We start from the raw sequence: 14599 nt of genomic DNA, 5'->3' as shown, positions 1-14599 counted from the left end.
TATGCGCTTCACAATGGTTAGAGCTGTACTTTTGATTTGTAGTCATCACACTCTAACAAGTTTGAATGCAAACATATTACCAGTACCAGGAAAAGTAACTTGCTTGGCTAGCTTCTTGCGAAGGCTCATTCTATAATGACCCATCAGCGTCTTCGTAAAAGTCAATTTTGTGCGTAAAATCCACTTAGTAACCAGTTGTAGCAACAGCAAGCATCGCGGAAAAGTTACACTCTCCCTCCATGAGATTCGTACTCAGGTGTCAAAAGAGGCGTTCGCAAAAAGTTGGTGCGAGTTTGTCGATTCGGTGGCGGTGGACGACCTATTGCCTGCATACCAGCGTTACAAAGGAAGCCATTGGAGCGTTGCAAAGTCTTGCATGGAGGAGTTCGATGCCCAACTGTGGGTCATGTCTGCAGGGTTGGGTTTACTTCATTCCGAGACCCTAATCCCGAACTACCAAGCAACCTTTGCTTCAGGCTCTATTGACTCTATCTCATTGGAGCCTGGCTCTAGATTGGGAGCAAATCGTTCTTGGTGGAGAGAGTTGACGGAAAACAAATGGTCGAGGATTAGGCAATCACCTCAGAGCATTATGTTGCTGATGCAACAGTATCCTAATGACCGTTTCGTGATTTGCGGTTCAAACGATTACATAGGAGCAGTGGAAGAGGACCTTTCTAAAGGTCTTGAACACTTGGCTTACGCCTCTGAGCAGGTCCTAGTGATTACTTCTGGCAAGGCTAAATTTGATAGTCTTGAGCATGTTCTATTGCGCAGCCAAGGTTTAATGAAAGAATCGCTGGGTTGTAACATGATTACCCTCAACATCTCGCTAGCGAAGCGTGTGGTGCAATGGGTTTCAGAGGAACAAAACGTTAGTTTTCAAAGGATCAAATCGGAGTTCACACCCACTCTCGTAAGCAAATCCTGCTCAGAGCGTAAACCCGGAGTACGAAGAGCAGAAATGGAGGTGAAGGCCTACATCTCAAAGGCGCTTAAGCAAGAGCCAAAGGTCAGTGCCAGCGCTCTGCTGAAGCGGTTTAGGGCCGAAGGGAATAGCTTCGAACAGAGACGATTCATGGCGGCATTTCGCAACGTCAAAGAACAGCAGTGAAGGTGATGAATCAACCGGTTCATTATGGTAGTCTACCGCGCTTTTTTTCGTCACAAAAATGGTAGGAGCGGCAAGTTGTCAAAGTTGAAGTACTTCTTTCCTGATAGTCAGGATTTTGTAGATCCTAGCTTTGATTTCCTTAAGGAAACTCGGAATGAACACCGAGTTCGCCAGCGTGACGACCTGTACCCTCATGAGGTGTTTAAGCGGGATTATAGCTTCCCCTATGACGGCATGCTGGTGTCTAAGGCTGTTGTGGATGGTCTCGGCAATGGCGAGAGCAAGTACACACGTGCTCAACGTTTGCGCTTCTATCGAGCCAAGATGAAGCGCTTCTTTCGGTTACCGGAATCGATGATGTCGATGGGAGATTGCGGGGCATTTACCTATGTAAATCAAGAGAACCCGCCATATACCGTTGAGGAAATCATCGATTTTTACGAAGACAGTCAGTTCGACTTTGGGGTCTCCTTGGATCACATTGTGTTTGGTTATGACACCCCCAAAAAGATCATTGAAGGGGAGCAGTTGGAGGAGTGTAAGCGTCGGCAGGCTTTGACCTTGGACTTGGCTGAAGAGTTCTTGGCCAAATCAAAAGGGGCCCATTTTCAGCCCTTTGGTGTTGCGCATGGATGGAATAAAGAAACTTATGCCGAGTCTGTCAGAGCATTGCTGAAGATGGGGTATACCCGCATCACCATGGGGGGTATGGTTCCCTTGAAGGACGCACAACTGCTCGAAACACTTCAGGAAGTAAAGTCGCTTCTAAAGCCAGATACAAAGGTCCACTTGCTTGGTATTGCTCGTCCAAAATACTTTCAGGACTTTATGAGCCTAGGCGTAACCAGCATCGACTCGACGACCCCCCTGCAGCAAGCCTTCAAGGACAAGAAGAACAACTTTCACGTAATGGATGGCGAGGCGTATGTCGCTTTGAGGGTGCCTCAACTAGACGGTAACGTCACTTTGAGCCGAAAGATCAAGTCTGGTGAAGTAGATCAAGATGTTGCGCGGGTTCTTGAGCGAAGTGCATTGAAGGCATTGCGTGCCTATGGCAAGTGCGAGATCTCTACAGAAGAGGCACTCGAAACGCTGATGGCTTACGAGAAACTGCATGCCGGTAATGAAAAGGCTGAGAAGATCAGGAGCAGTTATCTACGCACGCTACAGGAGCGTCCTTGGGAGCAATGTGGCTGTGATGTCTGTAAAAGTATTGGCATCAACGTAGTTATCTTCCGTGGTGCAGAGAGAAATCGTCGCCGTGGATTCCACAATATTCAAGTGCTGTATCGTAAGCTACAGCAAACTGTCGCCACCGCGCAGGTAACCATTTAAAGGTTTTAATAATGTCCGATTCTGTTAATCAAATCAGGGTTCCGGCCCTGCGCATCAAACAAGGGCCTGGTCGTCTCTTGTTCAGCCTTGCCATTGAAGGTAAGAAAATTACTGACATTGCTTCCATCTCTAGGATTAAGCGTGGTGATGAAGAACTGAAAGGATATCAGCGCCCTGAGGTACAAAACCACATCCGGGAGATTCAGAGATACATTGAGAGTGAAAACCCGATGATCCCCAACCCGGTGATCATTGCGTTCGATGAGCGTGTCCGCTTCGAGCCTTTTAGTGACGCCGATGACAGCATTGGTCACTTGGTAATCCCACACAGCAGTGATGATGATTTCGAGAAGCCAGGCTTTATTGTCGATGGACAGCAGCGTACTGCTGCATTGCGTGATGCCGAAGTTGAATCCTTTACCATGCCTGTGTCTGCATTCATCGCGACTAACGATGCCGAGCAACGTGAGCAGTTTATGTTAGTCAACTCGACTAAACCGCTGCCGAAGACTTTGTTACATGAGCTCGCCCCTCATACTGAAGGACGTTTGCCATCAGACCTTCAGGCGAAAAAGTTTCCTTCGCTACTGACTCAACGCCTCAATTTCGGTGATGGGCCACTAAAGGGTAGAATCAAAACTGCTACCAACCCTGCGGGTGTCATTGCAGATACTTCTTTGCTTAAGATGATCGATGGCAGCCTGCGTGAAGGTGCTTTGTACCATTTCCGTGACCCTGAAACGGGTATGGGAGATGAGACTAAGATGGTTCAGATGCTCAACAACTTTTGGTCTGCTGTTAAGGTTGTATTTGCGGATGAGTGGGACCTACCTCCACGTCAATCCCGTTTGTTGCATGGTGTTGGGGTTTTGTCACTTGGTGCATTGATGGATGAAATCTACGAGGCACATCATGGCTATACCCAGGGCTGGGATGGTGTCCCAACGGTGGAGATGTTCGCTGATGAACTGAAGGCAATTAAGCCTAAATGTTTCTGGAGTAAGGGAGTTTGGAATTTTGGTACTGATGTGGACGGTATCCAGATTGTAAGAAAATGGAACGAGTTGCAGAATCTTTCTAAAGACATCGCCCTAGTTACTGACTACTTGGTTAGTGCTTACGCAAAGGCGTAACTTGTCTCCTTTCTTGACAGGGTGCACTAGCTCATTTTACATGGTCCCGTTGTAGCGCATCACCAAATTCCAAGAGGTGCAGGAACTGCTCCTGCGCCTTCTACACTATCTTCGGAGATCTCCTTGCTCTCGGTTTGGCGCCTTGCACCAAGGCGCTATCCTTCACCCGTTCATATCCATCTCTCTTGATTTCAGCCAATATGTCAAAGCGTTACCGATACTCAACATCGGGTTGTTTCCACCGCCTTCAAACCCGGACCTCTACTAAATCCAATAGATAAACATAAATTCACTTTGTAGAACCTTTGGCCAGATGTACTATGCGCCACCTTTTTCTTACTCCCTGGCAAGCATGTCCGCCGCTCCCCTTTATACCGACCTGTCCGGCTACTACGACCTGATGTGTGCCGATATCGATTACCACGGCCAAAGCAGCTGCATCGACCGTCTGCACCGCATCTTTGGCAACGGTGGTCGTAAGCACCTGGACCTGGCCTGCGGCACTGGCCCCCATATCCGTCATTTCCTGGATCTGGGCTACGACTGCGCGGGCCTCGACATCAACCAGCCGATGCTGGATCGCGCCCAGGCCCGTTGCCCGGAAGCGTCGTTCTCGGTGGACGACATGAGCCAGTTCTCCGTGGCGGCACCGCTGGACCTGATCACCTGCTTCCTCTACTCCATCCACTACAACGATGGGGTGGCCAAGCTGAAGGAGTGCATCGCCAGTGCCTACAATGCTCTCGCCGACGATGGTGTGTTCTGTTTTAACGCGGTCGATAAAAGCAAAATCGACAACCGTTCCTCCATGCGTCATCGCGCGGATTTTGAGGGCAGCGAATTCACCTTTGAGTCCGGCTGGTTCTACGGCGGGGAAGGGGAGAAGCAAGCGCTGCGCCTGCACATCGAGAAGCGCGATGGTGAGCAAACTCAGGTGTGGAGCGACCAACACGCCATGGTGGCGGTGGACTTTATCCAACTCAAAACCCTGCTGGATCCCTGGTTCGAGGTGACCATCTTTGAGCACGACTACCAGAAGTTGCTGCCCTGGGATGAGCAATCCGGTAACGCCATCTTTGTTTGCGTGAAACGCGACCTGGCCGCCCTGGCGCCCGCCAATCCGGTTGCGGCCTAATCTTGTGCCCCAGTGGGAGCTCTCCACTGGGGCATTTTTTCGGTTTCCAGTCTTACTCTGTCCCCCATTTAATCTGCTGCAGCGTCGGTGAGAATCGTTTCGGTGGTTCAATCCCCCGCGTACATAGGATTGGCGTTATAAAAAAACGGCAGCCTAGGCTGCCGTTATCCACAGTGGATGACTGGAGAGATGAGTTTCAGTTTTTGCTGCAGAGGGTGGATCAGTTTGCTTCTTTCGGGCCCAGGTACGCGGCCAGGCCTTTAAAGCCCCCTTTCAGGATCTTGACGTTGTCGAAGCCGGCGTGGCGCAAGGCGGTGCCCAGTGCGGTGGCGCGGGCGCCGGATTTACAGAACACCACCACGGGCTTGTCGGTGGGCAGTTTGGCCAGGTTTTCCGGCAGAAACAGCTCGTTGGCCGGGATGTTCAGGCTGTGGGGCAGTGTCAGGCCGAACAGGGCCATCTCCGCTTCGGTGCGGATATCCAGTGCCACCATCTCTTTGCCCGCTTTTGTGGCGTCCACAAACGCGGCTGGGCTCATCAGGCCGAGGTTTTTACCGGCGGCGGCCCCTTCCACATTGGCAAATTGCTTCTGGTAGCTCTGCGCCAGCGCGCTGTCGTAAGCCATGGCGCCACCGCTCAGGCTGCAACCCAGCAGCATAATCAGTGAGATGGATTTCAGTTGCATCGTCGTTCCCTTGTATCGATTGGACGACATCAGATTAGGTCGCTCGCGGGGAGAGCCTCAATGGCGCGACTTCACACTTTATCGAGCCTTAAGTCATCAAAACTCCTGAATCAAAAAGGGGGCCAGACTGCCCTGCCTGTGACGTTTTTTTGTTTATAAAAACCTGAATTAATTGCAATTACAGGGGAATTACTTTTCTCAAGGCGCGGATGGTCACTGGTCATTGAGTTGTTTTTAGGTGCGAAGGTGGGGCGGGCCTCTAAGGGGCGGGATTTCGCTTTGACTGTTCACTGAGAAAGGGGTGTTGGGGTGGTCGCAGGGTGAGGTCGATCTTCGGCCCTTGTTGCAGCATGTGGTGCTGAATCCATCAACCCATCTGGATGTTAATTCTCCCATCTGCTCGCTTTGTGGACGTTCGAGTGAGGCTTATTCGACAGCGACTTCAATTCCATGATCTGGCTTGGATAACCGTTCTCTTATCCAGAGTATCGTCTCGCAGTCTTTCAGACCTTGGCGACCCCGCCAGGGATATTTGACCTTTATGGGTAAAGCCCGCAGTTAAAGGGAGTTAATCATGTCACCGAACCACGAGCCGCAGCAGGCCCGCCGTCGTTTTCTGAAAACCACCACCGGCCTGGCCGTTGCCATGGCGCTGCCGACCCAGGCGCTGGCGGCGGACGACCTGCTTCATCTGGAGCGTCACGGCCATCAAAACGACGATCGTTTCTGGCACAAGGTGAAGAAGGAGTTTGTGCTGGCCCGTCGCACCACCTACATGAACATCGGCACCACTGGCTCCATGCCGCGCCGCGTTCTGGAAGGGTTCGACACCAACAACGAAATCGTGGCCCGTGACCCCTGGGCGATGGAAGGCAAGTTCGGTGGCTTTGCCCACGTGGGTGACATGATTAAAGCCATTGCACCGGGCTTCGGTGCCGATGAGCACGAAATCGTGTTGAGCCGCAACACCACCGATGGCATCTGCACCATCATTGGTGGCCTGCAGTTCGAGCCGGGCGATGTGATTCTCACCACCCACCACGAGCACGTGGGCCTGACTTCGCCTCTGACCGTGGCCAGCCAGCGTTTTGGCGTGGAAGTGGTGGAGCTGGAGATCCCGGTAGACACCGGCGCCAACAGTGTCACCGAAGAGGATTTCATCCGCGTATTCGCCGACGCTGTGGCGGTGTATGGCTCCCGCGTTCGTCTGCTGGCGTTCTCCCACATCACCTACAAAACCGGTACCGTGCTGCCGGCCAAGCGCATCTGTAAGGAAGTGGCGGTCCCGAACCGCATCCCCACCCTGGTGGACGGCGCCCACGGCATCGGCATGATGGACCTGAACTTCCACGATATGGACTGTGACTTCTATGCGGGTCCGGGCCACAAGTGGCAGTGCGGCCCGGGTGCCACCGGCATTTTGTACGTGCGTGACGAAGCCAAGCGCCTGAAAGAGTTCTGGGGCGTCGAAGAACCGCTGTACCTGATCAACAGCTCCCTGGCTCCGGCACAGATGGGCATCTGCCAGCGCATGCAGTACATCGGTAACGACCACTTCCCGGCCAAGCAGGCACTGACCGATTCCTGCCTGATGTGGGACACCATCGGCCGTGACCGCATTGAACAGCGCGTGCGCGAACTGGGCAGCCGCTGCAAGCGCAAGCTGGCCAAGGCGTTCCCCCACGCCAAGATCTACTCGCCGGACGTTGAGGGCCTCAACTGCGGCCTGACCAGCGTCAACCCGTTTGATGACCAGACCGACGGCGAACTGCTGCTGGCGATGCGTGACCGCCTGCGCGAGGAGTACGGCTACATCATCCGTACCACCGACTTCCGCCTGTACAAGGATGACGTTATCCCGACTCAGGCCCTGCGCATCTCCACCCACCTGTTCCACGATGAAAGCGATGTGGATGGCCTGGTGGCCGCCATGCGCAAAGTCTATCGGGAGCTGGCGTAAGCGATAAAAGGGGGGCCGTTATGGCCCCCTTTGCTGGACATACTATGCAAGCCATTCGTTTACTTCCCCGCCTGTTGCTGGCCCTGCTGGTGCTGGCTGCACCCTCGGCGTTCCCGCACGATCTTGAACAGGTCAAACAGGCCGGCGTTCTGCGCCATTTAGGCGTCCCCTACGCCCACTTTGTTGCCAATTACACCACCCCCAACGGCCCTCAGGCTGAGGGGTTCGACGTTGATCTGATGCAGGGCTTCGCCCGCTATATCGGCGTTGACTATCAATACGTCCCCACCAGCTGGCGCACCGCCTTTGGTCAGTTAACCGGCATCGGCACCTGGCTGGAGAAGGGCGAGCTGGTGATTGGGCCGCCCCAGCCCATCGAGGGTGACGTGATCGCCAACGGCGTCACGATTCTGCCCTGGCGCAAACAGCTGGTGGCGTTCTCCCGGCCCTATTTCCCCTCGGCGGTCTGGCTGGTGGCCCGCAGCGATTCACCGATGAGTCCGATTGAGCCCAGCGGCAACCGCAGTCAGGACATCGCGCTGGTGAAGTCGGAAATGGCCCACCACACCGTGCTGGCGATGAAATACTCCTGCCTCGACCCGGACCTCTACCAACTGCGCCAAACCCAGGCCCGACTGGTGTTCCCCATCCAGGAGCGGCAACTGAACGAGATGGTCCCCGCCATCATGAACAAAGACGCGGAAAGCACCCTTCTGGATGTGGCTGATACCCTGATTGCGCTGGAGAAGTGGCCCGGTGAGATCAAGGTGATCGGGCCGGTGTCCGAGCCGCAGGAGATGGGGGTGGCGTTCCGCAAAGATGCCCCGGCCCTACGTCACGCCTTTGACCAGTACCTCGACAGCATCATCGCCGACGGCACGTATCAGGCCCTGGCCGAGAAGCACTTTCCCTCGGTGTTCTACTTCTTCCCCGAGTTTTTTGACAATCTGTAGCGCGCACCTATGTCCATCTTTCGTCGGCCCAATGCTCAAACCGCCTTCCTGTTCGGAGGGCTGCTGCTGATCAGCTACCTGGTGTTGCTGCTACTGGTGGCCCACGAGGGGCAAACCCGGTTGCGCGGCCACCAGGATAACGAGGTGGCGTTGCGGGTCAGTAACTACGCCCGCGACATGCAGTATTTCTTCGACAACAGTCAGGCGGAGCTGGCCAGCCTGGCCGAGGACAAGGCGCTCTACACCTTCTTTGCCAACCGGGCATTGGGGATGTCGATGGCTTACGGCCTGGGTGCCAGCCTGCATACGCTGACAGACCTGCTGGAGGAGTGTCAGGCGTTCTACCTCAAAGAGGCGGAGCCAGTGTTCCAGCGCATCATCCTGCTGGACCTCAACGGCACCATCCTCGCCGACACCCTGCCCAATGGCCCCACGCTCGCCACTCTGCCGCTGGCGGAGCTGTATCACGGAGGCACGGGCACCCGCCTGTGGGCCACCCGGGTGGATGATCAGCTGGCCATCATGCAGCTGGTCACCGTGTTCCGTAATGATCAGCCCCAGGCCACCCTGCTGGCGGAGATCAATCCCGAGCAGATACGGCGATTGCTGACCACCCAGGAACACAGCTTTCAGGCCAGCCGACTGGAGCTGATGACCCCGGTGGGGCCGATGCTGGCGTGGAACTCCTTCAAAGAGCCCGCCTCAGCGGACCCGGACAATCTCTACGAACGGGTGGCTGTGGTGCACACCCCGTTTGAGATCCGGGGTTGGTTCGAGTCGCTGGATAACCGCGATCTGTTCACCTCCAACTGGTTTATTGCCGCCATCTCGCTGCTGGCCATTCCGGTGGTAATGGGCTTTTTCTACCTGCTGCGGATCAGCAACAACAACCTGGTGCTGCAAACCAAGGTCAGCCTCTCCAGGCAACAGCAGAAGAGCCTGTCTCAGCAAAACCGGTTGCTGCATCAGGAGGTGGCGAAGCGGCAGGCGTCGGAACAACAGCTGGCCTATCAGGCCAGCCATGACATCCTGACCGGGCTGGCCAACCGGCTTGCGGGCCAGCGTGCGCTGGATGAAGCGATTGAGCAGGCCCGCAGTGACGGCAGCCAGGTGCTGCTGATGTTCATCGACCTCGATAACTTCAAGCACATCAACGATACCCAGGGCCACCATATGGGCGACCAGCTGCTGGTGCACAGTGGCCGCCGTCTCAGTCTGGCGCTGGCGGAGGGCTGCACCGTAGCCCGTTTCGGTGGTGATGAGTTCCTGCTGATTGTGCCCGCCTGTGCCGGGCGGGAACACGCCACTCAGCGGGCCCGTTCCATCCTGCGGTTGTTCGATGCGCCGTTCCATGTTGAGGGGGAAACCTTCTACGTCAGCACCAGCATCGGCATGACCCTGTTCCCCGACGACGGCAGCAGCGCCAAGGAGCTGATCCAGCGCGCCGACGCCGCCCTGTACCGGGCCAAAGAGCGCGGTCGTAATGACTTCAGCTTCTACGATGCGGAGATCAACCTGGAGGTGCAGCGGCGGGTGCAGCTGGACGCCCGGCTGCGGGTGGCGATTGAGCAGAACACGCTGGAGGTGCACTACCAGCCGATTCTGGATCTGGCCCGCAGCCGCATCATCGGCGCCGAAGCGCTGGTGCGCTGGACCGACCCCCTGCTGGGCCCGGTCTCCCCGGCGGAGTTTATTCCGCTGGCGGAGCGCAATGGCCTGATCCACCGTCTGGCGGAGCAGGTGCTCTCCACCGCCTGTGCCCAGGCCAGCCGCTGGCAGGCGATCGCTCCGGTTACCGTGGCAGTGAACGTCTCCAGTGCCCAGTTCCACCACTGCGAGCCGCTGCAGCACAGCATCGAGTCAGCGCTGGCCCGCACCGGACTGGCGCCCCAACGCCTGGTGGTGGAGGTGACGGAAAGCCTGTTGCTGGGTAACCACAAAGACCTGCACAGCACCCTGCAGGGGCTGGTGGATATGGGCATCGGCCTGGCCATCGATGATTTTGGTACCGGCTATTCCGCGCTCAGTTACCTGCAGCAGTTCCCCTTCAGTGAGCTTAAGATCGACCGCAGCTTCCTGAAAAAGCTGGACAGCGACAGCTCCGATCGCAGCCTGCTGGAGGCGATTCTGGCGATGGCCAAGGCGTTGAGCCTGAATGTGGTGGCGGAGGGGATAGAGAGTGCCGAGCAGGCGCGCTTCCTGCGGGAACACGGCTGTCAGTGTGGCCAGGGCTTCCTCTACAGCCCGGCTGTCCCGGCGGCGGAGTTTGAGCGCCTGTTGCGTGCCGATATGGCGGGTTTATCCGGCTGGGCACATGGCGCTGAAACGCCCGCCTGAGGCGGACAGCCCACTCGGCTGGTGTGGTTTCATCTACGGATGAGCAAACACACAGCAACCCGGATTTAACCGCTCTAAGCCTTTCTTTAGCATGGCCGGTTTCGACGTCGAGAGACGATGGCCTTGCAAAGCAGTTTGCTCCGGCGCGAGCAACAAGGAGAATAGAATGAGAATCTGGATGGTGGCGCTGCTCGGCGCCATGACGGCCCTGCCGGTGATGGCCCGGGCGCCCTTTGGCCTGCAATGGGGCCAGAGTATGGCCGGAATGGAACAGGTGGAGGCCGGTAACCCCATCGGTGTGCTGAGCATTGAAAACCCGCCCAAGCCTCACTCCCGCGCGTCCAGCTATTGGGGCTTTGGCACCAGCGAGTCCGGCCTGCAAAAAGTGGTGATGAACAGCATCGAGATTGAGAACGACGCGTTTGGCACCGAGGGTAAAGCACTGTACGCCAGTCTGGTGAATGCGCTGCTGGGCGCCGGCTACCAGGAGGAGAACCGACTGGAGTCCGTGGGCAACGCGCTGTGGAATGAGCCGGACGAGTTTTACCAGTGCCTCGACTACGACGGTTGCGGTTACTGGATCTGGTTTGGCCGTGACGCATCCGGCGATACCGTGATGGTGAAAATCGAAGGGGTTCGGCGGGGCCAGGGCCGGGTACGCGCCATCTTCGAATCGCCCAAATGGAATACCCTGGTGGACGCCAGCCAGCAACAACAGGCGGCCCGCGACAGCGACGCGTTCTGACTTTCAGAGCCCCCGACATCGGGGGCTTTTTTGTATCGGAAAGTGGCGGTCAGTCCAGCAAACCAATCATCGAATGATGGCGGCAATGCGTTGCTGGAATGGTGTAAAAACGATGGCTAAATAACGGAAAAGTTTAGGGTTATTCCAGTAACGTCTAGGCCAATATTGGCGCGACAATGCGGCGAATTTTTGTGCGAGCCGGGTCAATTAACCTTATTTTATGTCGGGTTATGGTGGTCATCGAGTTTCCTCAGTGACGAGGGTAAAAGCTCTATGGAGATGATGAAAGATGACTAAAACCAATAAAAACCCCCTTTGGCTGGTGCTGGCTTCTGCCATGGCACTCGGCCTTGCAGGCTGTTCTGGCGACGACGGCAAAGATGGCCAGGATGGGGCGCCTGGCACCCCCGGTAACCCCGGTGAAGATGGCAAGCCTGGCACGTCCGGCCTGCATATCGATATGGCAGAAGAAGCACTGGCGCAGATCAGTGGCGCCAGCTACGCCGACGGCATCATTACCGTCGATTTTGACCTGGCCAACCGCCAGGGCGTTGGCCTGTTCGGGCTGAGCGGCGAGAACCCGGACCACGACTTCCGCTTCTCTCTGGCGCAGCTGGAACTGGTTGAATCCAGTGAACTGAAGCAGTGGATGTCGCTGCTGAACGAAGCCACCAACGACGCGGGTACCACTTTTGAGCAGGGCTTTGAAAAACTCAAAGATTGCCCTGAGTGTCTGGTGGACCACGGCGACGGTACCTACACCTACACCTTCGTGACGGACCTGAGCAGCTACGAAGACGCGGCTGGCGTTGTGTTCGATCCGGACCTGACCCAGCGCATCGCCATCGAGATGCAGTTTGAGTATGCCTCCGGCCATGAACTGGCCGAGAACGCGCACTACGACTGGATCCCCTCCACCGACGCGCAGGAAGGGATCGAAACCCGCGACCTGGTGGCGATGGAAACCTGCTACACCTGTCACCAGCCTGACAGCCTCAAGGCCCACGGTGGCCGCCGTCTCGACATGGAGAACTGCCAGTCCTGTCACAACGGCCTGGTGACTGACCCCAACGGCGTTTCTGTTGAGCTGGGTCATATGATCCACGCCATCCATATGGGTCCGAACCGCAAAGGCATGGAGAATGGCGAAGAAGTTGCCATGCCCTACACCGTACAGGGCTACCACGGCCCGCACGCCTTCGATTACCCGGCGTTCCCGACCAAGCCCTTTATGGACTGTGCGGTTTGCCACGTTGCCGATGACACGCTGGTGGACGCTGATCTGTGGATGGCCAACGCCAACGGCAACGCCTGTACCGGTTGTCACACTGACAGCCCGGTTCAGCACGGTGCCTTCCAGGTGCCGGACGGCATGAGCTGTGTGGATTGTCACGGTAGCGTTGATCACACCGTTGCCAAGGCGCCGTACACCGCTGCCAAGGGCTACAGTGTTGAGGTTTCCAACGTTGCCATCAACGCTCAGAACCTGCTCACCTTCGACGTGAAAGTGCTGGATGACCAGGGCAACACCGTTACCGAAGATGAGATCTACCAACAGGGCTACTCCAACCCCTACATGGTGGTGAGCTGGGACGTTGAGAAAGACTACCCGGCGCAGGAGATCGCCTCTGACGACGGCACCACCACCGTGGGCACCACCTACGACCACCGTCGCTTCAGCCTGAAGGGTGATGGCTCTACCGTCTATGCCGATGGCGTATTCAGCGTGGTGACTCAGAAGGTCAAAGGTTCCAAGACTTATGTATTGGACCTGCCCGCTGACATCGCCAGCCGCAGCCTGGAGATCCTGCCGGTACTGAAGGTGTGCTTTGAGCCGCACAGCGCCGTTCGCACCGCCTGCACCACCGAGGGTGCTTACCCGGCCTATGTACAGACCGATGCCTACCGCGCCGTACTGGGTGATGCCGATGCCGAAGTGGCCAACCGTCGCGCCATTGTTGACGATGGCAAGTGCTTTGGTTGTCACAGCATGGAGTTCTACCATGACTCCAATGGCGTGAACTGCATCTCCTGCCACACCAACGACAAGAAGCTGAAGAGCGACTCCGCTTCTGGCGGCCTGAAGTCCACCAGCTTTATGTACAAAGCGCACAAAGCCGAAGGTCATGACAATGGCCACGGCGGCAGCGGCACTCTGCTGAAGACCGACTGCATGACCTGCCACTCAGCCACTGAAGGTTGGGGCGGTCTGAACTACGGCTTCGAGCTGGGACGTAACGCCGGCCAGGCCCACGCGCTGCCTGCCAAGATTGGTGATCCGGCTGCGGAGACCTGGTACGCCTCCTCCGACACTGCGGCGTGCATGAGCTGTCACCAGAAGTACCTGTCTGATGCCGCGATGGCCCACATTGAGGGTAACGGCGGCTACTTTGGTGCAGTGAAAGACGACGCCAAAGCGGCTCAGGAAGCCTGTGCCACCTGTCACAGCCCTGAGAAAGTCATGGCTCACCACGGCCATGAGCTGTAACTCAGTCTGGGGTGGCCGCCGGTCACCCCGCTACTGAGTCCCTGCAAATGTTCAAGGCACCTTCGGGTGCCTTGCTTGTTTTCGGCTTGTCGGAAGATCCCGAATCCTGCGGATTTCTGATAAGCGGTTTTCTCCGTTTGATAACGGCACTGCGGTCTTCACCAAATTTTTACAAATTGGTTTCCTTCCGTGTACCGCGCTGCCATGGGGATCATGGACAACCCTTAAGCACGCCATTTAAGTTGGCGATGGTTCACCCGTCATCCCGCAGTAGACAGGGCAAAGATAACGACGGTGGACAATGCAGGGAGATAACATGACTGAGTTAGAGCGAGGCGATACCAGCCCCTTGGCTTGCCTGCGCCCCTATGTTCTGGTGAATCCAGGGGCGGGCAACAAGGTAAAAAAGCGGATCTGGGAACTGACACTGGAGGAGTGTCGGACCCGGGCCCGGGTGTTTGAAACCAGCGACGGCGATGACCACCGCATTCTGACCCTGAAACTGGGTAAGAAGGTGCTGTCGCTGGAGCAGATAGCCCCCCAGTGCAGCCGCTTGCGGGTGCCCCGGCACCAGGCCCAGCAGATGACCAACAAGTTGTTGGAAGCGGTACGCAAAGGGGCACTGGATGACGCTTTGCTGGATGCCCAACGGGCCCAGCGCCGCAGCCAAGCTTGAACAGACGCCATTAAAAAGCCGGCCATGAGGCCGGCTTT

The 14599-nt window shown here is 56.5% G+C and carries 11 protein-coding genes; 10 read left to right on the top strand and 1 reads right to left on the bottom strand.

Annotation, left to right across the window (positions count from 1 at the left end; all coding sequences use genetic code 11):
• Positions 1-256: 256 nt before the first annotated feature.
• The 4 genes from FBAL_RS16555 to FBAL_RS16540 all read left to right on the top strand — a co-directional run bounded on the left by FBAL_RS16555 (position 257) and on the right by FBAL_RS16540 (position 4717).
• Positions 257-1114 carry a hypothetical protein gene (locus tag FBAL_RS16555; RefSeq protein ID WP_148226769.1) on the top strand — a complete coding sequence of 286 codons (858 nt, stop codon included), beginning with the start codon at positions 257-259 and terminating at the stop codon, positions 1112-1114.
• 75 nt (positions 1115-1189) lie between these two features.
• Entirely contained in the window at positions 1190-2449 is a 1260-nt protein-coding gene (gene dpdA / locus FBAL_RS16550; RefSeq protein ID WP_013346740.1) for a tRNA-guanine transglycosylase DpdA, read from the top strand.
• An 11-nt stretch (positions 2450-2460) separates the two neighbouring features.
• Complete coding sequence (dbpB, locus tag FBAL_RS16545; protein WP_013346739.1) at positions 2461-3582, top strand: DGQHR domain-containing protein DpdB; 1122 nt, start codon at positions 2461-2463, stop codon at positions 3580-3582.
• Positions 3583-3934: 352 nt separating this feature from the next.
• The gene (locus FBAL_RS16540; RefSeq protein ID WP_013346738.1) at positions 3935-4717 is read left to right on the top strand and encodes a class I SAM-dependent DNA methyltransferase; all 783 of its coding nucleotides are present in this window, start codon (positions 3935-3937) and stop codon (positions 4715-4717) included.
• Positions 4718-4937: 220 nt separating this feature from the next.
• Here FBAL_RS16540 and FBAL_RS16535 read toward each other — a convergent pair whose 3' ends face one another.
• The gene (locus tag FBAL_RS16535) at positions 4938-5402 is read right to left on the bottom strand and encodes a rhodanese-like domain-containing protein (RefSeq protein WP_013346737.1); all 465 of its coding nucleotides are present in this window, start codon (positions 5400-5402) and stop codon (positions 4938-4940) included.
• Between the two features lie 574 nt (positions 5403-5976).
• Between FBAL_RS16535 and FBAL_RS16530 the strand changes: the two genes are divergently transcribed.
• From FBAL_RS16530 to FBAL_RS16505, 6 genes are all read left to right on the top strand, one after another.
• The gene (locus tag FBAL_RS16530; protein WP_013346736.1) at positions 5977-7362 is read left to right on the top strand and encodes an aminotransferase class V-fold PLP-dependent enzyme; all 1386 of its coding nucleotides are present in this window, start codon (positions 5977-5979) and stop codon (positions 7360-7362) included.
• Between the two features lie 44 nt (positions 7363-7406).
• Positions 7407-8315: a transporter substrate-binding domain-containing protein gene (locus FBAL_RS16525; protein ID WP_013346735.1), complete on the top strand. Its 909-nt coding sequence runs from the start codon at positions 7407-7409 to the stop codon at positions 8313-8315.
• Positions 8316-8324: 9 nt separating this feature from the next.
• Positions 8325-10652 carry a putative bifunctional diguanylate cyclase/phosphodiesterase gene (locus tag FBAL_RS16520; protein ID WP_013346734.1) on the top strand — a complete coding sequence of 776 codons (2328 nt, stop codon included), beginning with the start codon at positions 8325-8327 and terminating at the stop codon, positions 10650-10652.
• Between the two features lie 166 nt (positions 10653-10818).
• Complete coding sequence (locus tag FBAL_RS16515) at positions 10819-11397, top strand: hypothetical protein (protein ID WP_013346733.1); 579 nt, start codon at positions 10819-10821, stop codon at positions 11395-11397.
• Between the two features lie 289 nt (positions 11398-11686).
• Positions 11687-13885: an OmcA/MtrC family decaheme c-type cytochrome gene (locus FBAL_RS16510; protein ID WP_013346732.1), complete on the top strand. Its 2199-nt coding sequence runs from the start codon at positions 11687-11689 to the stop codon at positions 13883-13885.
• Positions 13886-14201: 316 nt separating this feature from the next.
• Positions 14202-14561: a hypothetical protein gene (locus FBAL_RS16505; RefSeq protein ID WP_013346731.1), complete on the top strand. Its 360-nt coding sequence runs from the start codon at positions 14202-14204 to the stop codon at positions 14559-14561.
• Positions 14562-14599: the final 38 nt, after the last annotated feature.

Origin of the sequence: Ferrimonas balearica DSM 9799 (assembly GCF_000148645.1) — a bacterium.
Taxonomy (GTDB): domain Bacteria; phylum Pseudomonadota; class Gammaproteobacteria; order Enterobacterales; family Shewanellaceae; genus Ferrimonas; species Ferrimonas balearica.
This window is presented reverse-complemented; position numbering and strand designations above follow the sequence as displayed.